The organism is Vibrio sp. A8-1 (genome assembly GCF_013048685.1).
GTDB classification, from domain to species: domain Bacteria; phylum Pseudomonadota; class Gammaproteobacteria; order Enterobacterales; family Vibrionaceae; genus Vibrio; species Vibrio metschnikovii.
Window position 1 is genome coordinate 137,674 of record NZ_VHTC01000007.1, and the last position, 20,737, is coordinate 158,410.

Genomic DNA, 20,737 nt, shown 5'->3' on the forward strand with positions numbered 1-20,737 from the left:
TTTTCCTTATTAATAAACACCAACAGGTTTGTAGCTTTAATGCCAATACATGCTGGTTTTATTCATGGAAAACACACAGTTGAAGATGGGGTCGCCGCTTGGGAACTCTCGGTTCGCGAAAAATGGTAAAAGGTAAGCGACTCATCAGCCGTTGACTGACAATGATCGCAACCGTTAACCACAATAATGGACTAAATAGCTCCACTAATTGTTGTAAATGATGACTCAGCAGTTTTTCTGTTAAATGGCAGGGCTCACTCAAGGTATCCTTGTCCGCCGACACCAGATCAGCGAACACTGAGGACACCTCAGGGCAAAAACTTAACACGCCGCTATTTTTCGCCAGACAGAGCACCATCACCCAACTGATCAACAGTAAGGCTAATAATCGGTAACGAGGGCGACGTAAATAATCCAATCAACTATCCTGAGTAACGAAAATCGACAAACTAAAACCTATGGCGAATATGACCGAACTCAATCGATAAAGTTCAGCATAACCTTATCTTAATGGTGCAAATTCCTCTTCGCATCAGGTTGCCAATCAAAGGATTTACTCTCTAACCGCAATTATTGCGTATACTTTTTAGTCAACATACTAAAACCTTTGTTTTACTCGGTTGTTATTGACTGCGCAAAGCAGGATAATGCCCAGCTCGGAATTTAAGACAACGATCACTATGACCGACTATTTTTTGCTGTTAATCGGCACTGTTCTGGTTAACAACTTTGTACTGGTAAAATTCTTAGGCTTATGCCCTTTTATGGGCGTGTCGAAAAAGCTTGAAACCGCGATTGGTATGGGGTTAGCGACGACGTTCGTCCTTACCCTCGCCTCTGTATGTGCCTATCTTGTCGAAAGTTACATTCTCGCGCCACTTGGTATTGAGTATTTGCGCACCATGAGTTTCATTCTGGTGATTGCGGTGGTGGTGCAGTTTACGGAGATGGTCGTTCATAAAACCAGCCCCACTTTATACCGTTTATTGGGTATTTTCTTACCCTTGATCACCACCAACTGCGCAGTGCTTGGCGTAGCACTACTCAATATCAATGAAAATCATAATTTTATCCAATCGATTATTTATGGTTTTGGTGCGGCAGTTGGCTTTTCTCTGGTGCTAATTCTTTTTGCGGCGATGCGTGAGCGCATTCAGGTCGCCGATGTTCCCGCTCCGTTTAAAGGTGCTTCCATTGCCATGATCACCGCAGGTTTAATGTCTTTGGCCTTTATGGGCTTTACCGGTTTGGTGAAATAAATGAGTACGTTACTGATCGCCATTCTTGCGCTGGCGGCACTGGCTGCCGTGTTTGGGGCTATTTTGGGGTTTGCTTCTGTTCGCTTCAAAGTCGAAGGCGATCCGATTGTTGATCAAATCGATGCGATTTTACCGCAAACGCAATGTGGTCAGTGTGGCTATCCGGGCTGTCGACCTTATGCTGAAGCGATCGCCAATGGTGATACGATTAATAAATGCCCACCGGGTGGCCAAGCGACGATTGAAAAGTTAGCGGATTTAATGGGTGTTGAAGTCCAAGAATCGGCTCATGATCTCGATAATAAAGTGAAAACTGTCGCTTTTATTCACGAAGATATGTGCATTGGTTGTACCAAATGCATTCAAGCTTGCCCTGTCGATGCTATCGTCGGAGGCACCAAAGCCTTACATACCGTAATAAAAGACGAGTGTACTGGTTGTGATTTGTGTGTTGCCCCTTGCCCAACTGACTGTATCGAGATGATCCCATTAGAGACCACTCCCGAAACGTGGAAATGGCAAATGAATGCTATCCCAGTCGTGAATATCGTTGAACCTGCGTCTAATTCGCAAAAAAGTGCGCATTAAGGATAGGTATGTTGTCATTAATTGAACAAATCCAAGCTGGTCGTCTTTGGGATTTCCCCGGTGGCATTCATCCACCTGAAAATAAACAGCAATCAACACAAACCGCTATCGCTCATGCTCCCATTGCTCATGAACTTGTTCTGCCAATAAAGCAGCACATAGGTAAAGCGGGCGATCTACTGGTTGAGGTCGGGCAGCGGGTGCTCAAAGGTCAAGCGCTCACCAAATATACAACGACATTTATGCTGCCAGTGCATGCGCCGACGTCTGGAGAAATCATCGCAATAGAACCACGCACAACCGCTCATCCTTCTGGATTGCCAGAAATGTGCATTGTGCTACGCCCTGATGGTCAAGAATCGTGGATAGAGCGCCAATCAATCACCGATTTTACTCAGTATTCAGCCGAACAACTGATTGAAATCATCCGCAACGCCGGCATTTCAGGAATGGGCGGTGCGGGATTCCCAACCGCAAAAAAAATTCAAACTGGGCTATCACGTACTGAAATATTGATCATTAACGCGGCTGAATGTGAGCCTTACATTACAGCCGATGATGCACTGATGCGCTTCCATGCCGACGAGATCATCCAAGGGATCAGTATTGTCGAGCATATATTGCGCCCTAAGCTGACGATTATCGGCATTGAAGATAACAAACCAGAAGCCATCCAAGCATTAGAGCAAGCGGCAAAAGAAAAAGATTTGCTGATCCGAGTGATCCCGACTAAATATCCTTCTGGCGGTGAAAAACAGTTGATCAAAATTTTGACCAACCTTGAGGTGCCTAATAATGGCATTCCGGCGGATATTGGTTTGATGATGCAAAATATCGGCTCAATACATGCGATTAAACGTGCAGTCATCGATGGCGAACCCCTGATTCAACGTGTGGTTACCTTAACCGGTAATACCTTTAAACAACCAACCAATGTATGGACGCTGCTCGGCACGCCAGTTGCGCATCTGCTAGAGAAGTTTGCTTACCAAGCCGACAAAAAATTACCGCGTTTGATCATGGGCGGGCCGATGATGGGCTTTACCCTACCTCATGCTCAGGTGCCAATTACCAAAACCAGCAACTGCATCTTAGCGCCGACCAGCAAAGAAATTAGTGCACCGCAAGCAGAAATGGCCTGTATTCGCTGTGGTTTATGTGCCGACGCCTGCCCCGCGTCGCTACTCCCGCAGCAGTTACAATGGCACGCCAAAGCTGAAGAATATGATAAATGCGAAGAGCTGAATCTAAAAGATTGCATTGAGTGTGGCGCTTGCGCTTATGTTTGCCCAAGTGAAATTCCTTTGGTGCAATATTATCGTCAAGCGAAAGCGGAAATTCGCACCCGCAAACGTGAAGCCGAAGCGGCTGAGCGTGCGAAGCAGCGCTTTGAAGAGAAAAAAGCCCGCATGGAGCGTGATAAAGCCGAACGAGAACAGCGCTTTAAACAAGCTGCCGAAGATCGCCGCAAAGAGATGCAAAATAGTGGCAGTGATGATGCGATCGCCGCCGCTATTGCGAGAGTCAAAGCGCAAAAGCAGCAAGAGGATAGTAATGAGAAAGCAGTGAAACCAGCGGTTGCTGCTGCCATTGCCCGCGCGAAAGCCAAACAAGCTGAAGCGAGACAATCCGTAGAGTCGCCAGTCGAAGAAATCTCTTCAGCTACGAGTACAGTGCCTGAGCCTACAGCTGCTGCGCCTAACAATGATAAAAAAGACGCCGTTGCCGCAGCCATTGCTCGTGCTAAAGCGCGTAAAGCCGCCCAGCAAGAGGCTTCTACTGATGACTCGTCTCCAGCAACCAGCCCGGCGCCTAAACCGATAGCCTCTGCGCCCAATGATGACAAAAAAGACGCCGTTGCCGCAGCCATTGCTCGCGCTAAAGCGCGTAAAGCCGCCCTGCAAGAGGCTTCTACTGATGACTCGTCTCCAGCAACCAGCCCAGCGCCTAAATCGATAGCCTCTGCGCCCAATGATGACAAAAAAGACGCCGTCGCCGCGGCCATTGCTCGTGCTAAAGCGCGTAAAGCCGCCCAGCAAGAGGCTTCTACTGATGACTCGTCTCCAGCAACCAGCCCAGCGCCTAAACCGATAGCCTCTGCGCCCAATGATGACAAAAAAGACGCCGTTGCCGCAGCCATTGCTCGTGCTAAAGCACGCAAAGCCGCCCTGCAAACCAATCACCAAGCCAATAACGCTGAGGAGAAAAAATAGTGGCCTTTTTTATTGCTAGTTCGCCACACGCGCATAGCAAGCGCTGCACCGCTGAGTTGATGAAATGGGTCGCGATTTGTGCCCTGCCCGGATTGGTTGCACAAAGCTATTTTTTTGGTTGGGGAACATTAATCCAATTGATACTGGCGATAACCGTTGCCTTAGGTTTAGAAGCCATAGTGATGTTACTGCGCAAACGCTCACCACGTTTAGCTTTACGAGATTATAGTGCCCTTGTCACCGCTTGGTTGCTTGCTATTGCTATTCCCCCACTCTCACCTTGGTGGATAGTGATCATCGGTTTAGTTTTTGCCATTGTGGTCGGTAAACATTTGTATGGCGGACTCGGTCAAAATCCATTTAACCCAGCGATGGTGGCTTATGTTGTCCTGTTAATCTCATTTCCAGTACAAATGACCAGTTGGTTGGCACCACATCAATTAGCCCCAGAATCCGTGTCGTTTGTTGATTCTTTATCATTGATTTTTACTGGCTTTAATCAAGATGGGTTATCGCTACAGCAGATCCGCACAGGGATTGATGGCATGACCATGGCGACCCCATTGGATGCTTTAAAAACGGCGTTGCATGCTGGCAATACACTATCACAAGCGCTTTCCTTACCCCCATTCAGTGGTTTAGCGGGGATTGGTTGGGATTGGGTGAATCTCGCTTATCTAGCAGGCGGCTTATTACTGATTAAGCTACGGGTGATTAATTGGCATATACCGGTCGCTTTTCTCTCTGGGGTGATTGTCTCTAGTTTACTGTTGATGCTGCTGGCTCCGGGCACGACCGCTTCGCCGATTATTCATTTACTTTCTGGGGCGACGATGCTTGGGGCATTTTTTATTGCTACCGATCCCGTTACCGCTTCTACTACCAATAAAGGCCGGATTATCTATGGCCTGTTTATTGGGAGTTTAGTGGTGATGATTCGTAGTTGGGGAGGCTTTCCTGACGGTGTCGCCTTTGCGGTATTACTCGCCAACATGTGTGTACCCTTAATCGACTATTACACCAAACCTCGTACTTACGGGCATTAAGGAGCATTATGTTTACTGCCATCCGTAAAAATGGGTTAATTTTGGCTATCTTTGCTTGCGCTTCCACTGGTGTCGTCGCGTTAACCCAATATTTGACCGCCAGCCAAATCAAAGCTCAAGAAACCGCACAATTATTATCAGTGTTAAATCAGGTGATCCCACCTGAATGGCATGATAATCAACTGTCAGCCGCATGCACACTAGTAAGCGATCCCTTACTCGGTAGCTCAAAAGCCATGCCTGTTTATCTGGCCACTCTGAATGGAGAGCACACCGCATTGGCTATTGAGGCGATTGCACCTGATGGCTATAGCGGAGCGATCAAAATCATTGTTGGTATTGATCAACAAGGAAATATACTCGGCACACGTGTTTTATCTCATCAAGAAACCCCCGGCCTTGGCGATAAAATTGATTTACGGATCAGCGATTGGATACTCAGTTTTACTGGCCGTCAAGTCAATGATGACAATCAAAGACAGTGGCAAGTACGCAAAGATGGTGGGCAATTTGATCAATTTACCGGAGCGACTATCACACCGAGAGCGGTCGTAAAAGCAGTTAAACAAACGGTCGAGTATGTGAATTTACATCGCGAACAGATCGTTAATCAACCCTTGAACTGTGGAGGACAATAGATGAGTGACCATAAAACACTGATCAAAAACGGCTTATGGGATAACAACCCAGCTTTAGTACAGTTGCTAGGTCTGTGTCCGCTATTAGCCGTCTCGTCCACCGTCACTAACGCGCTTGGTTTAGGTCTAGCAACCTTATTGGTATTGGTCGGTTCGAATGTGACCGTCTCCTTAGTGCGCGATTATGTTCCCAAAGAAGTACGGATCCCGATTTTTGTGATGATCATTGCCGCTTTAGTGACTTGCGTGCAGTTACTAATGAAAGCCTATGCTTACGGACTTTACCTCTCTTTAGGAATATTTATTCCCTTGATTGTCACCAATTGCATCATTATTGGTCGCGCCGAAGCATTCGCCTCAAAAAATCAAGTGCTTCCTGCCGCTCAAGATGGCTTCTGGATGGGATTAGGTATGACTGCCGTTCTGGTCGTCTTAGGCGCTCTACGAGAAATTCTGGGTAATGGCACTTTATTCGACGGTGCTGATCTGCTGCTTGGTGATTGGGCATCAATACTGCGTATCGATCTTCTGCATTTAGACAATAGTTTCCTACTCGCACTACTACCACCAGGCGCTTTCATTGGTGTCGGTTTTCTGATTGCCGCCAAAAACGTGATTGATAAGCAGATTGCTCAGCGTCAACCTAAGCCTGAAAAGCAGGCCATCGAGCGCGCACGCGTCACCAATGTATAACTCGATTGACTGGGTATTTGATTATGAATAACGCAAAGCGGTTAGCGATCCTTGAGCGGTTAAGAGCTAACAACCCTAATCCACAAACTGAACTCAACTGGAATACGCCATTTGAGCTGCTGATTGCCGTTTTACTATCGGCTCAAGCTACCGATGTGAGCGTCAATAAAGCCACTGATAAACTTTACGCCGTTGCCAATACTCCGCAAGCCATATGGGATTTAGGTGTCGATGGCGTGAAGCAATACATAAAAACCATTGGACTATTCAATTCTAAAGCCGAAAATGTGATTAAGACCTGCCGAATACTGCTTGATCAGTACGGCGGAGAAATTCCAGAAGATCGAGCCGCTTTAGAGTCACTGCCCGGCGTGGGCCGAAAAACGGCCAACGTGGTTCTTAATACCGCCTTCGGTTGGCCAACGATTGCCGTTGACACGCATATTTTCCGCGTCTCAAATCGAACTAAGTTTGCTATCGGTAAGAATGTCGATGAAGTCGAGCAAAAACTGCTTAAAGTCGTCCCCAAAGCATTCAAAGTCGATGTTCACCATTGGTTAATCCTTCATGGTCGTTATACTTGTATCGCACGCAAACCCCGTTGCGGGAGTTGCATTATTGAAGACTTGTGTGAATACAAAGAGAAAGTCTACCCAGAAAGTTAGGAGTCATTATGTCAAATAGTCGTATTCTTCATACCATGCTACGTGTTGGAGATTTAGACCGTTCAATCGAATTTTATACCCAAGTCATGGGCATGAAACTACTGCGTAAAAATGAAAACACCGAGTACAAATATACCCTTGCCTTTTTAGGTTATGGCGATGAATCTGAAGGTGCGGTCATCGAGCTCACCTATAACTGGGGAGTCGCTGACTACGAGATGGGCAATGCTTATGGACACATTGCGATTGGTGTCGATGATATCTATACCACTTGTGACACCATCAAAGCAGCGGGTGGTAATGTGACTCGTGAACCAGGCCCTGTTAAAGGTGGCAGTACACATATCGCGTTTATTAAAGATCCGGATGGTTATATGGTTGAACTGATTCAAAACAAACAAGCCAGTACTGGGCTTGAAGGCTAATCAGCTTAACGTTTAATGCCGATATACAAAACCGCTCTAGTGAGCGGTTTTGTTGTCTCTGAGGGGATGAGATACGACAGCCAGTGCGTTTTTATCAGTGTTCCATCAAACCTGAGTTCGCCCTAACGAAATCACCACTCGACGGTTTTTATCCCGTCCAATCGGCGATGCATTATCAGCGATAGGACGACGTTGCCCATAACCTTGGACTTGAATACGATCCTCTGGCAGTCCTAAAGTACGGAAATAACGCTGTAACGATTCTGCTCGACGCTCTGATAAACTTTGACTTTCATTGCGACCTTCACTGGTATCGGTATAAGTCGCGACCAACACCAAATCAATATCTTGATTATATCGAATGTAATCAGCAATTTGTGCTAAACGCTTCTGCGATGCTTTATTAAGCTCGACGCTATTTCCTCGATCATAATGCAAAATAGTGAACGCAATATCTTCAAAGCTGTATGGTAAGAGATTAGCAACACAATCACTAAACACGTTGTACTGAGGCTGAAACAGTACCGATGAGAGCATCACTTCAATGCGCTGGTCACGGCTTTGCCAATCTTGATAACTAAAGGTCGGATAACGGCCTTGTTCTAATTCACTCAAGAGCGCCCAAGCCGTTTGGCCACCAATATAACCATCAAATTGTTTAAAAAACTGGATATTAGAGATGCGATCAGCACGCTCGCCCGGACGCCACCTCGGCGGCATAGAGACTAAGCTTACATTGCGCGTCTCGCCCATCGGTCTACGCATTTTTAGTTCAAAATCAAGATTAATCTGTTTGCTGGCATGAGAAGTGAAAACAGCATCACCATAATTAGGAATGGGATGCACTAACTGGCACTCTAATGGTGTATTGACCACCATTTGCCAAGTAGACTGCTGTGGCGAGGCAACGTATTGCTTACCAGAAGCGAATGCATTCACAGTGCCAAGACAACCTGCTACATAAAGACCTGTCATTAGCCATTTATTCATAATCTGTCTCTTACCACAATAATAAGCACTAAGGCGATAACTTGCCGCAACGAAGGCAAATAACGCAATCTGCGTGAAGGGTCCGTAAAACATGCAAAAAACTCGCCACAACAACAAGCTTTTGATGATTTTATTGCTGGGATTTGGTTTTTCTCAAGCAGATAATCTGTAATAATGTTGTTCTTGTCACTTAATTTAGGCTCACATGACTGTTATTAATGAAGCATTTGCGTTAAATAAACGCTTTAGAGGCTATTTCCCAGTAGTTATTGATGTTGAAACCGCTGGATTTAATCCACAAACGGATGCCTTACTTGAGATCTGCGCCATTACCTTATGCATGGATGAACAAGGAGATTTGCATCCTGCTTCAACCCTTCATTTTCATATTGAGCCATTTGAAGGGGCAAATATTGAAAAAGCCGCTTTAGAATTTAATGGGATTCATGATCCCTTCAGTGCATTGCGAGGCGCTGTCACCGAAGAATATGCCCTAAAAGAAATTTATAAACAGGTGCGTAAAGAACAAAAGGCGGCAGACTGTAGCCGAGCGATCATCGTTGCCCATAACGCATCATTTGATCACGGTTTTGTAATGGCAGCGAATGAACGTTGTAAATTAAAACGAGTCCCTTTTCACCCCTTCGCGACTTTCGATACAGCCGCACTCAGTGGGTTAGCTTATGGACAAACGGTGTTAGCTAAGGCTTGCAAAGCCGCAGGGATGGAATTTGATAATCGTGAAGCACACTCAGCACTTTACGATACTCAACAAACCGCAGCACTATTTTGCGGAATTATTAATAAATGGAAAGCACTGGGTGGCTGGCCGTTAGCTGCCCAAACAAACACAACTGATTAATTGAGATATTTATGAACCCTGTTGTTATATCTGTCTGCGTCATGCTGATTTTAGCGTTGATGCGCATAAATGTGGTCGTCGCCCTCACGTTCAGCGCGATGGTCGGTGGCCTTGTTGCCGGCATGAGTTTAAATGAGTCTGTCGCTGCGTTTGAAAGTGGTTTAGGTGGCGGCGCGACGATTGCTCTGAGCTATGCTATGTTAGGCACTTTCGCGGTGGCTATTTCTCGCTCTGGTATCACTGACGTCCTTGCCCAAAGCGTGATTAAACGTCTCCATGGTAAACAAAATCATGCAGCGACAACGGGATTAAAGTATGCCGTGCTCGTGGCTTTACTGCTGATGGCAATGTCGTCGCAAAACGTGATCCCGGTGCATATCGCTTTTATTCCAATCCTGATCCCGCCTTTATTGGCGGTATTTGCTCGTCTCAAGATCGACCGCCGAATGATAGCCTGTGTGCTGACTTTTGGTTTAATCACCCCTTATATGATCCTGCCGGTCGGTTTTGGGGGGATTTTCCTCAATAATATCTTACTCAAAAACCTGCATGATAATGGCCTACAAAACGTTACCGCCAGTCAAGTACCCATGGCAATGTTACTACCTGGCTTTGGTATGCTAGTCGGTTTATTGATTGCGGTCTTTTTTACTTACCGTAAACCACGTGAGTACCAAGCAACCGAACTGACCACCATTCAGCACCAAGAAAGCAGTCATATCAATCGTAAACACTTACTTACTGCAACACTGGGTATTGTGGCGGCATTAGCGGTACAACTCGCTACTGGGTCAATGATCATCGGTGCTTTAGCTGGCTTTATGATTTTTACCTTTGGCGGGGTGATTGCTTGGAAAGAAACCCATGATGTGTTTACCAAAGGAGTGCACATGATGGCGATGATTGGTTTTATCATGATCTCTGCTGCAGGCTTTGCTGCCGTGATGAAAGCCACTGGTGGTGTAGAGTCACTGGTTACCGCGCTGTCAACCAGTATTGGCGATAATAAACCACTCGCAGCTCTATTGATGTTGGTCGTCGGTCTCCTTGTCACCATGGGGATAGGATCGTCTTTCTCTACTATTCCGATTATTGCTACGATTTATGTACCACTCTGCTTGGCTTTTGGTTTTTCCCCCATGGCAACCATCGCTTTAGTCGGCACGGCCGCGGCATTAGGTGATGCAGGCTCTCCAGCCTCCGATTCAACCTTAGGTCCAACCTCTGGTCTTAATGCCGATGGACAACACGAGCATATTTGGGAAACGGTCGTACCGACCTTTATTCACTATAACCTGCCCCTCATTGCCTTCGGTTGGTTAGCGGCGATGGTGCTCTAGAGCTATATCAGATTTGACTATAAAAAAGAGCGCTCAATTTAGGCGCTCTTTTTTATCCATTCGGTAAACTCATCAAATAAAAGCGGTTAAGCGCCTTCGTTATGCAGCTCTAAGTTCGCTAAATCTTGTTGAATTTCCGCTAGCGTTTTCGCATCATCTCCACGCATCGATTCGAGAAAATCAAGGTACTGCTGATCAATATCACCCGTCACATATTCACCGTTAAAGACTGATGTTTCAAACTTAGCAATATCAGGATTACCGAGACGCACCGCTTCAATCAAATCGGGTAGTGTTTGGAAAATTAAACCGTCAGCACCAATTTGTTTACAGATAGCTTCGTTATCGCGACCATGGGCAATCAGCTCATTGGCACTTGGCATATCAATTCCGTAAACATTAGGGAAACGGATTTCTGGTGCCGCCGACACTAGGTAGACTTTCTTAGCACCAGAGTCACGGGCCATTTCAATGATTTGTTCAGAAGTCGTGCCACGAACGATCGAGTCATCGACCAGCAATACATTTTTATCTTTAAACTCGGAGCGAATCGCGTTTAACTTACGACGCACCGATTTTTTACGCTGCTGCTGGCCAGGCATAATAAAAGTTCGACCGACATAACGGTTTTTGACAAATCCTTGTCGATAAGGAATATCAATCGCTTGAGCAATTTGTAGTGCAATATCACAAGACGTTTCAGGAATAGGGATCACTACATCAATCTCCAAATCGCTAAAACTTTCTTTGATTCGCTCGCCTAATTTTTTACCCATTTCGACTCGTGCGCTGTAGACCGAAATCTTATCAATGAAAGAATCTGGACGGGCAAAGTAAACGTATTCAAAAATGCACGGATTAAGTACTGGGTTTTGAGCGCACTGCTGAGTAAAAAGTTGGCCATCAAAGGTGGCATAAATTGCTTCACCGGGAGCGATATCACGCATAAAGCTAAAACCAACGGCATCTAAGGCAACGGACTCAGAAGCAACCATATATTCTGTGCGATCAGCCACTTGACGCTTACCTAAACAAAGCGGGCGAATCCCATTCGGATCACGAAAAGCAACCATGCCATGACCAATGATCATTGCCGCGACAGCATAAGCGCCACGTATTGTACGATGTACATTGGCGACAGCACGAAAGACTTCTTCCGGCGTCACTTCGCTTTCAACAGAGTCTATTTCATGGGCAAGGACATTCAGTAACACTTCTGAATCTGAGGTGGTGTTGATATGGCGGCGATCTTTTTCAAACAGCTTTTGGCGCACCTCTGCCGCATTGGTCAAATTACCGTTATGGGCCAGCGTGATACCAAAAGGCGAATTGACATAAAAAGGCTGCGCTTCCGATGCACTCGAACTGCCTGCTGTTGGGTAACGCACATGGCCGATCCCAACCGTTCCTTGCAAGCGTTGCATATGTTTAGCTTCAAAGACATCTTTCACTAAACCGTTCGCTTTTCTCAGACGAAAACGATTGCTTTCTATGGTACAAATACCCGCGGCATCTTGGCCACGGTGCTGTAATACCGTTAACGCGTCATAAATTGACTGGTTCACCAGCGTTGTACCCACGATTCCAACAATACCACACATGTCTTAACCCTCGACTTTCAACAATAACTGGCGCTTAGTGAGCGCCAGAAAGAAAACTGGATGTTGCTTGTAAGTGTTCGAAGAAGGGAGCAATCAGGCGACTGAATTCTGGCACCAGTTGCGACCCTTTCCACCACTCTGCGTTTGGTGATGCGGTGAACGCATCCATAAAAAATAAAGCTGCTGCGACAATCAAAACACCTCGTAATGCACCGAAAACCACACCGAGGATCCTATCGGTTCCAGATAACCCTGTCTTATCAACTAACTGAGAAATGACGTAGTTAACCATCGCTCCAACAATCAAGGTGGCTATAAATAGCACCGCAATTGCCGAGCCATTACGAAACATCTCATCTTTAATGTTACTAAAGTACACGGCTAACTTTGCGTAGTATTCTGAAGCGATATAAAACGCGGCAAACCAAATAACCAATGACAACGCTTCTTTCGCAAAGCCACGAAGTAAGCTGATCAACGCAGACAGGCCGATCACACTTAAAATGACAATATCTAACCAATTCATGAGTTCTTACATTCTAAGTTGGCGCGCATTTTAACAGAAAAATGCGCAACGCAAACGTTTTCTTAAGGATTTAATGGCTTAAATTTAAGTAACTGACCTTTAGCGCCAGTTATTTTCTCTAATTCCACTAACTGATTTTCTAACTTACTTTTTGAAACATCAGGCCCAATAATGACACGCGTAAAATCGTTTTCTTGTTTTGTGTGTGCCTGATAACCACGTCGTTGTAAGTCAGCAACCACATTTTTAGCATTTTCTGCATTTCTCAGTGCCATCAATTGAATGATCCAAGCGCTATCTTGATAATCATTTTTTTCAATCACAGGACGTGTGGTCGTCGTAACGGTTTGATGACTTGCCTCTTTCGGTATTGCTGTAGGCGATTCAGTGACGGTGACTGGAGAGTCGGGCAAAGCCACCTGATCTTCTATGGGATCAAGAATCTCAAACCGTTCAATATCACTATCGAGTTCAGGCCTTAGCGGAATGCTAGCAACGTCTTCTTGATAGTGCATTTTTTTACCGTCCAAGAGATCGGGTAATACGATCACACCAATCGCAACCAAAATGATCGTACCGACTAAGCGGCTTTGAAATTTACTGGCCATTTATTCTCCTTTACCTTGCCAATGCTCAAGGACTTCACCCACGGTATGAAAGGATCCAGCAACCACGATAACATCATTGCTTTGTGCCTTGGTCAACGCAGCTTCAAAAGCTTCCACTGGCGATGAATATTGACGTTGAGTCGGGGTTAGATAATGCACTAACTCTTGTGAACTTGCGGCGCGAGGACCAGAAAGAGAAGCTGGATACCAATCCTTCACGACTGGGGTCAGTGCTTCGATAGTCGATTTAATGTCTTTGTCATGCAACATTCCGAGCACCATATGCACTTTTTGCTGTGGATAACGCTGCTCTAATTGCGAGACAAGATAGTCAGCCGAATGTGGGTTGTGTGCCACATCCAACAAAATCGTCGGTTGAGTCTGTAATACTTGCATACGTCCGGCCAAATTGGCTTTACGTAATCCTTCGCTCACATCAATGTCACTAATATCAAGTCCAGAGCAGCCTAATGCCATTAAGGCTGTAGCAGCATTGGCAAGAGGCAATGTCGGAATCGGTAAATCACTGAGTTCAAATGATCCACTGCGCCAACGCCATGATGAACTCGATAACGTCTCAAAGTAATATTGAATACCGACCAGATAGAATGTCGCACTAATATCATCAGCATGAGCCGCCACCGTTGCAGGTGGAGAAGGTTGCCCGCAAATCGCTGGTTTTCCTGAACGGAAAATACCTGCTTTTTCGAAACCAATCACGTTGATGTCATCACCGAGCCAATCCACATGATCAATCGCTAAACTGGTGATCACCGAGACATCATGCTCGACAACATTAGTTGCATCTAATCGTCCACCTAATCCAACCTCAAGCAAAATCACCTCGACCTGCTCAGTTTGAAAAAGACGCAGCGCGGCTAGAGTGCCAAACTCAAATAAGCTCAATGTAGTATTACCACGTTGAGTTTCAATGTAAGCAAAGGCTTGGGTATGTTTTGAATCCGGAAGTTCGTGACCGTTAATCCGTACACGCTCGTTGTAACGAATAAGATGAGGGGAGCTGTACACACCAACCGAGTAGCCGGCTTGGAGAAGAATACTTTCCATTAGGGCGCATGTTGAGCCTTTACCGTTCGTACCCGCAACCGTGATGACGGTAGCAGATGGTCTGGTGAGTTGCGCTTTCTCGGCAACCGTTTGAACACGTTCTAAGCCGAGATCAATGGCCGAGGTATGGATATGAGATAAATACTCAAGCCACACCGTAAGTGGCGATGTGGCTTGAGGAATAGAGTATTGAGTCATCTAACGTAGAACCATAGTTATGCTTGGCTTTGTTAGTGGTTACTTTACCCTTTTTTATCCGCTTCTGGTACAGAATATGTTTCTTCGTTTGGCGCTGCGTTCACAGAAACCACCAGAGGAGAAGCATGATTGGTCATTTTGGCTAACAATCCCGCCACACGTTGACGCATTTCACGACGATCGACGATCATATCTATTGCGCCATGTTCAAGCAAAAACTCACTGCGCTGAAAACCTTCAGGTAAATCTTCACGCACAGTTTGCTCGATCACGCGGCGTCCAGCAAAACCAATCAAGGCTTTCGGTTCACCAATATTAATATCACCTAACATCGCCAAACTCGCAGATACACCACCCATCGTTGGGTCAGTCATCACCGAAATATAAGGTAAGCCTTTTTCTGTTAAACGCTGCAGCGCCGCACTGGTCTTGGCCATTTGCATTAATGACATTAAGGCCTCTTGCATACGCGCTCCACCACTGGCGGAAAAGCAGACTAACCCGCAATTATTTTCAATCGCCGCATCCACTGCACGCACGAAACGTGCACCAACAACGGAACCCATTGATCCGCCCATAAAGGAGAATTCAAACGCACAAGCAACAACCGGAACACCGATCACCTGCCCTTTCATCACGATGAGTGCATCTTTCTCGCCACTGCTTTTTTGCGCAGCCGCTAAACGTTCTTTGTAACGCTTAGTATCTTTAAACTTAAGCTTATCTTGTGGCTCAAGCTCTTGAGCGATTTCCTCGCGGTTATCTTCGTCTAAAAAGGTCTCTAGACGACGACGCCCTTTCATGCGCATATGATGGTTACATTTAGGGCAAACCTCTAAATTGCGTTCCAACTCAGCGTAGTACAGCACTTCTTCACAAGAGGTACATTTAGTCCATACCCCTTCAGGAATAGACGCTCTACGTGAACTGACAATGTTGCTTTTTTCTAAAATCTTTTCAAGCCAACTCATGCAAGACCTTTTTACTTTCTCATCTCCCGCGCTAGTGCGAAAGATATAAATTAGACATAAACGCGTGGGATTAAAGCATACAAAACCGCAACTGTAGACAAAAAACTGGTTGTACCTATTTCTTTGCCCAATCAATATGCATCTGTGTATTGGAAGCTATTTGCTCCAGTTAGTTCAAATTCTCTGCTAAAAATAGCGGCCCCAGTGGCGCTTTGGGTAATTCAAACTGCGCAGGATAATCGACAGCAACGAGATACAAGCCTTCAGCCTTGGCCGTTGCGGCAGCTAATTTGCGATCTTTGGCTGCCAATAACCACTCTATCCATTGTGGTTCTTTCTCTCCACGTCCGACTTCAATCAAACTACCGACAATATTACGCACCATATGATGAACAAAAGCATTCGCTTTTATATCAACGACAACATAACGCTCATGGCGAGAAACATTCAGGTGCATAATATTACGCCAAGGACTACGAGACTGGCAATGTACCGCTCGAAAAGAAGTAAAATCATTTTCACCCAATAAATATTGACCTGCCAGCTGCATTCGCTGAACGTCTAATTCTGGATGATAATGACTTACTCCCGAAGATAGGATCCCCGGGCGATAAGTATGATTATAGATAACGTATCGATAACGACGCGCCGTCGCACTAAAACGAGCATGAAAATCGTCGGCAACCACTTTCGCCCATCGAACAGCGATATCCTTCGGTAAGTTAGCGTTAGCACCCATCGTCCATGCAGCCATGTTACGTTCAGCTGTCGTATCAAAGTGGACAACCTGCCCTGTACCATGCACTCCTGCATCGGTACGTCCAGCACATTGAACCTCTACCGGATGATTCGCGATAATCGACAGAGCTTTTTCAAGCTTTTCCTGTACGCTAATGACGTCTCGTTGCCGTTGCCAGCCAAAGTAATGGGTACCATCGTACTCAATACCCAGAGCAATTCTCATGTTCTGTTTCTCATTGAAAATGGGGCGGGCAGTATATACTGATCGCCAAACAACGTGAAGACACCTACGCCGCGAAAGTCATCCATCTTTACAGGCTATTGTCGACCATTGATCCTATCAATAAGGTATTTTGCCTGGCGACGAATTTCATCATCACCATCAACGATCGCTTCTTCCAGTAACTTGATTGCTCCTTTACTGTCATTCATTTCCAAGTAAATTTTCGCTAAATCAAGCTTACCGGCCGCTTCGGCATTATTGTCAACATCAAAATCAGTGATATCTCCAAGCACATCAGGAAATTCATCTAAACCGACATCCAGCTTAAGCGCTTCATCATCAGGATTTATCGAGCCTTCATCCCTTTCTACTTGAGCCATCAACTCATCAACGGTCATGAACTCACGCTTTTCAGGTGAAAAATCAACTACATCTTCCTGATTTTCCCAATTTTCCACTTCAACTTCAGGTTGCTGATTTTGTATTTCCTCTTGCCAGATCGCTTGATCTTCTTCCGGTATCTCATCAGGGATAACGGCTTTTTGATCCTCGGTTAAACTAAAACCATTCCAGTCTTCTCCACCCATTTGTAACATGGCATCAATATCCATGCCTGCACTGTCAATGGTTTTAGCATCTAACGGCGAATTAAACAGATCCATTGGACGGGCCATTGGGTCATTCAATAAATCCGTAAATTGTTGCTCATTGTACGCCTTACTGGATAACGTAGCGAAATCAATCGGCTCATCATTTTGATCCTCTGGCTCTGGCTCTGGCTCTGCAGGGATTGAAGCGGTGTTTTGCTGATCCGTCAAGTCTGAGTGTTCAGCAACCTGATGTGGTGTCTGTAACTCATCTTGTTGATCAAAGTTAGCCATGATGTCATTAAGTTCAGCAGCATCTTCATCACCATCAAAAATAACCTCTGATTCGGTTTCAAATTCCGTATCGGCTAAGGCATCTTGCTCGGTATATTCAGCAAGCTGACTTTCATCAATATTTAATGGACCATCTTCCGACGGTTCAGCATGCTGACCATTCTCATCAATCGATTCAGGGTCTTGATCCTCAATGGTCTCTAGAGCGGCATCAAAGGCGATATCCTCACTATCAGAATCAGACTGCTGGGGTTCAAGCTGCTCAATATCACTCAGCCGATCATCGTCATCGACACTTTCTAACATCGAATCCAAATCAAATGACGGCGCTTGATCTACTTGCGTTTCTGGTTGCTCTTCAAGCGTATCTTGATCTGCTACCTGATTGACAAGACTGCTTTCCGGCTCTGGATCTGAGTCATCATTCTCTAACTCATCGCTATCAACGGATAATGACTCTTCTTCACTTGGTACGTGCTGTTCCGGTTGAACAGCATCATTCTCATCGGCGTCTTCAGTATCAGTAGTAACGCTCGATGGCTCTGTCACCGAGTCAGTATCGAGTTGCTCAATATCATCGTCTAAATCCGCCAAGGCGTCTTGCTCGGTATACTCGGCAAGCTCACTCTCATCAATGCTTAGCGGCCCCTCTGTTTCTGGTAAAACTGGCGCATCAGGCTCTTCATCGATTAAATGAGCAACATCGCTAACCTCGGTTTGCTCGATTAACGGCTCATTCTCTGACTCAGTAGGGTCACTTTGCGTAGCTTGTGGCTCACCATCGGTCGCAATAGAGGCTTGATCTTCACTTTCAAAGCTCGATTCAACATCTGTTTTCTCCCCTTCTTCAACCTCTAGTATTTCTTCAGGTGTATCGGTTTTGGTAGAAGGTTCGCTGACTTCACCATCAAGCGCAGAGACCTCTTGTTTGGCTTCATCGATACTCGGCGATGGTGCATCTAAAGGCTCTATCGGTTCGGGATCTTCATCATCAACCAACCAATCTTCATCTTGTGGAACACCAAATTCATTCGCTAGCGGTTCTGGATCACTCGCGCTAGCCGCTTCTCCCCCTTCAATCTGAGGATCAAAATCAAATTCCTCTTCCTCAACTGGCTGGTTAAGCGTTGATTCATCCTTATCCTCAAGATGAATATCATCAAGTAACGGATCTTGTGCTGGAGCATTACTGATCAGATCATCGATAAAGTTATTGCTATCGAACTCACTATCTTCAACTTCAGCCTGCTGCTCAATTTCGAGTAGTTCATCGAGAAACTCCGTTCCATCATCCAATGATACATTGATCGCTTCTTGTGGATCAGATTCGACGGACTCATTGCTCTCTACTTTTGGCTCTTGCTCATCAATCCATTCATCTAATAATGTCGGGCTGTCGTGATTAAATGACAGCGCTTCATCAACGTCAGATTCATCGAGTAGTTCATCAAGTAATTTATCAACAGCGGTATCTAAATCTTGTTCTGATAACTCCTCACTCACCAATAATTCATCGAGTAATTCGGTACTGTCATCGTCCAACGAAAGATCCAGATCGTCCCCAACCAAACCATCTAATAAGTCGTCCAATACTTCATCAGCTTGATCTGACTCTGTCGTTTGTGATTGAATGCTGTCTAAAAGCGAGTCCAGCTCTTCATCTGAGGTAAGCTCAGGCTCACTATCAATACTGTCTGCTTTAAGCTCATCAAGTTGACTATCTAAGTCAAGCTCCGCATCATCGACCTCAGCTTCCATGAGTAACTCATCAAGTAACGCTTGATCAACTTCATTGCCTGATAAAAGCTCATCCTCGTCACCGGCTAATAAAGCATCCATCGCGTCTTGAGACAGTGGGTCTTCTTCTGCGAGATCAAAGTCTTCTTCATCAAGTTCATCACTTGATGGCTGATTTTCCGCTAAATCGGCAAAATTGGTATCCAAATCACCATCGTCATCAATACCAGCGAAAGGATCGTCATCTTCGTCAAGATTTAAATCCATATCGCCTTCATCAAGAGAAGCAAAGACATCCTCTTCTTCAGCCATATCATCGCCGTACAATATTTCGCTACTGTCAGATTCACCGAAGAGATCATCATCAAGTAAAAGATCATCGTCTCCTAGCTCTTCTCCCTCTTCAGGTAAAACTGGAGCAACTGGTGGCGGAGCGACTTTCTCTTCTGTTGATGATTGAACCGGCTCTGGCTGATCGGCTTTCGAGCGGCGACTCAATAGAAGCATGACTATACCCGCAATCAGTAAACCGGGTATCAGTGCTAATAGCGCGACAAACCAAGTACTGGATAATAATTCCTCCCACGTAGAAGGGCCTTGCTGAACTTGTTGATTATTACGTCGGTCTTCATTTAATAAGCGTTCAACTTCAGCGCGGATTCGATTGTCATCACCCAATTCATGCTTTAACTCACTCACCTCAGATTGCATTTGTGCTAATAGAAGTCGTAACTGATGATTTTTTTCTTCTAAAGCGAGAAGTTCGGCTTGCGCAACGTCAGTGAGTGACGCAGGTGCAGGGATTGGATCAGGAGCAACGCTTGGCGCCGGTTGTTCAACCAGCGGTGATGCTTCCGTAACGGGTGGTGCGACTGGAGGACGTGCAGGCGTTGGGACAGCCGCGACCGCTGGTTCTGGTGCTCCCGTTAAACGCGCTTGATGAGCCGTCATAATCGTGATCGCTTCTTGCGTTGACGAACGATTAATCTGTTCTATCGATGGTATCCGCAGAGTGCTTCCGGGCAATAAACTATGAATATTTTGATTTTCAAACGCTTGAGGGTTTAAACGATAAATGGCTAATAACGTTTGCTGAACTGAAACATTCGCTGATGGCCTTAATTGCGTTGCAATAGACCACAATGTGTCTTGGGGCGATGTGGGGCCGAAAAAGCGTGAAGGCTCAGAATTGTTGGTGGTATTTTGTCCCATATCACGACTAAAACGCGGAGCAGATTGCACTTCACCGTTTGGGCCGATGAGACGAATGACTTCTGCACTAACGATAGAAGTCTGAGTCACGGCGGCGATCGTTAATGGCAACAGCCATCGCTTAAAAAATTGACGCATAAAAGGCTCAGCTCTGTGCTTTAAAAATGAATATGACCTAAACAACTTAACAATGCAGGTAGACGGCAAGTGCGTGAATCTCCGTGAACATAAACAAACCAAACTAATGCAGCC

At 45.6% G+C, this 20,737-nt stretch carries 19 protein-coding genes; 10 read left to right on the forward strand and 9 right to left on the reverse strand.

Annotated features, from left to right (window positions below; genetic code table 11):
- Nucleotides 1–58: 58 nt before the first annotated feature.
- Nucleotides 59–418, reverse strand: coding sequence for a hypothetical protein (locus FKN93_RS05905; RefSeq protein WP_040904516.1), 360 nt, complete (start codon nucleotides 416–418; stop codon nucleotides 59–61).
- A 262-nt stretch (nucleotides 419–680) separates the two neighbouring features.
- Here FKN93_RS05905 and rsxA point away from each other — a divergent pair, with 262 nt between their 5' ends.
- The 8 genes from rsxA to gloA are packed head-to-tail and all read left to right on the forward strand — an operon-like array spanning nucleotide 681 to nucleotide 7,527.
- The gene (gene rsxA, locus FKN93_RS05910) at nucleotides 681–1,259 is read left to right on the forward strand and encodes an electron transport complex subunit RsxA (protein WP_004395667.1); all 579 of its coding nucleotides are present in this window, start codon (nucleotides 681–683) and stop codon (nucleotides 1,257–1,259) included.
- The gene (gene rsxB / locus FKN93_RS05915) at nucleotides 1,260–1,847 is read left to right on the forward strand and encodes an electron transport complex subunit RsxB (RefSeq protein WP_004395668.1); all 588 of its coding nucleotides are present in this window, start codon (nucleotides 1,260–1,262) and stop codon (nucleotides 1,845–1,847) included.
- An 8-nt stretch (nucleotides 1,848–1,855) separates the two neighbouring features.
- A complete protein-coding gene (rsxC, locus tag FKN93_RS05920) occupies nucleotides 1,856–4,060 on the forward strand; it encodes an electron transport complex subunit RsxC (RefSeq protein ID WP_004395669.1) in 2,205 nt (734 codons plus the stop codon).
- The gene (rsxD, locus tag FKN93_RS05925; protein ID WP_004395670.1) at nucleotides 4,060–5,106 is read left to right on the forward strand and encodes an electron transport complex subunit RsxD; all 1,047 of its coding nucleotides are present in this window, start codon (nucleotides 4,060–4,062) and stop codon (nucleotides 5,104–5,106) included. Before rsxC ends, rsxD begins: the two co-directional genes overlap by 1 nt.
- An 8-nt stretch (nucleotides 5,107–5,114) precedes the next feature.
- The gene (rsxG, locus tag FKN93_RS05930) at nucleotides 5,115–5,744 is read left to right on the forward strand and encodes an electron transport complex subunit RsxG (RefSeq protein ID WP_004395671.1); all 630 of its coding nucleotides are present in this window, start codon (nucleotides 5,115–5,117) and stop codon (nucleotides 5,742–5,744) included.
- Nucleotides 5,745–6,437 (forward strand): electron transport complex subunit E, encoded by a 693-nt coding sequence (locus FKN93_RS05935; RefSeq protein WP_004395672.1) that lies wholly within the window; start codon nucleotides 5,745–5,747, stop codon nucleotides 6,435–6,437.
- 23 nt (nucleotides 6,438–6,460) lie between these two features.
- On the forward strand, nucleotides 6,461–7,102 hold the full coding sequence (gene nth, locus FKN93_RS05940) for an endonuclease III (RefSeq protein WP_004395673.1): 642 nt from the start codon (nucleotides 6,461–6,463) through the stop codon (nucleotides 7,100–7,102).
- A gap of 8 nt (nucleotides 7,103–7,110) precedes the next feature.
- The gene (gene gloA / locus FKN93_RS05945) at nucleotides 7,111–7,527 is read left to right on the forward strand and encodes a lactoylglutathione lyase (protein ID WP_004395674.1); all 417 of its coding nucleotides are present in this window, start codon (nucleotides 7,111–7,113) and stop codon (nucleotides 7,525–7,527) included.
- Nucleotides 7,528–7,632: 105 nt separating this feature from the next.
- Here the strand turns inward: gloA and FKN93_RS05950 are convergent, their stop codons facing one another.
- On the reverse strand, nucleotides 7,633–8,517 hold the full coding sequence (locus tag FKN93_RS05950; RefSeq protein ID WP_040904520.1) for an OmpA family protein: 885 nt from the start codon (nucleotides 8,515–8,517) through the stop codon (nucleotides 7,633–7,635).
- Between the two features lie 205 nt (nucleotides 8,518–8,722).
- Here FKN93_RS05950 and rnt point away from each other — a divergent pair, with 205 nt between their 5' ends.
- Both rnt and FKN93_RS05960 read left to right on the forward strand, forming a co-directional pair.
- Entirely contained in the window at nucleotides 8,723–9,379 is a 657-nt protein-coding gene (rnt, locus tag FKN93_RS05955) for a ribonuclease T (protein WP_004395676.1), read from the forward strand.
- A gap of 11 nt (nucleotides 9,380–9,390) precedes the next feature.
- Complete coding sequence (locus FKN93_RS05960) at nucleotides 9,391–10,719, forward strand: Na+/H+ antiporter family protein (RefSeq protein ID WP_170904673.1); 1,329 nt, start codon at nucleotides 9,391–9,393, stop codon at nucleotides 10,717–10,719.
- Nucleotides 10,720–10,805: 86 nt separating this feature from the next.
- Here the strand turns inward: FKN93_RS05960 and purF are convergent, their stop codons facing one another.
- From purF to FKN93_RS05995, 7 genes are all read right to left on the reverse strand, one after another.
- A complete protein-coding gene (gene purF, locus FKN93_RS05965; RefSeq protein ID WP_170904674.1) occupies nucleotides 10,806–12,320 on the reverse strand; it encodes an amidophosphoribosyltransferase in 1,515 nt (504 codons plus the stop codon).
- 34 nt (nucleotides 12,321–12,354) lie between these two features.
- Nucleotides 12,355–12,846, reverse strand: coding sequence for a CvpA family protein (locus tag FKN93_RS05970; RefSeq protein WP_170904675.1), 492 nt, complete (start codon nucleotides 12,844–12,846; stop codon nucleotides 12,355–12,357).
- A 62-nt stretch (nucleotides 12,847–12,908) separates the two neighbouring features.
- Nucleotides 12,909–13,454: an SPOR domain-containing protein gene (locus FKN93_RS05975; protein WP_154168687.1), complete on the reverse strand. Its 546-nt coding sequence runs from the start codon at nucleotides 13,452–13,454 to the stop codon at nucleotides 12,909–12,911.
- Entirely contained in the window at nucleotides 13,455–14,720 is a 1,266-nt protein-coding gene (folC, locus tag FKN93_RS05980) for a bifunctional tetrahydrofolate synthase/dihydrofolate synthase (protein WP_170904676.1), read from the reverse strand.
- Between the two features lie 44 nt (nucleotides 14,721–14,764).
- Entirely contained in the window at nucleotides 14,765–15,691 is a 927-nt protein-coding gene (gene accD, locus FKN93_RS05985) for an acetyl-CoA carboxylase, carboxyltransferase subunit beta (RefSeq protein ID WP_040904527.1), read from the reverse strand.
- A gap of 169 nt (nucleotides 15,692–15,860) precedes the next feature.
- Complete coding sequence (gene truA, locus FKN93_RS05990; RefSeq protein WP_170904677.1) at nucleotides 15,861–16,655, reverse strand: tRNA pseudouridine(38-40) synthase TruA; 795 nt, start codon at nucleotides 16,653–16,655, stop codon at nucleotides 15,861–15,863.
- A 95-nt stretch (nucleotides 16,656–16,750) separates the two neighbouring features.
- A complete protein-coding gene (locus tag FKN93_RS05995; protein WP_170904678.1) occupies nucleotides 16,751–20,623 on the reverse strand; it encodes a FimV/HubP family polar landmark protein in 3,873 nt (1,290 codons plus the stop codon).
- Between the last annotated feature and the right edge of the window lie 114 nt (nucleotides 20,624–20,737).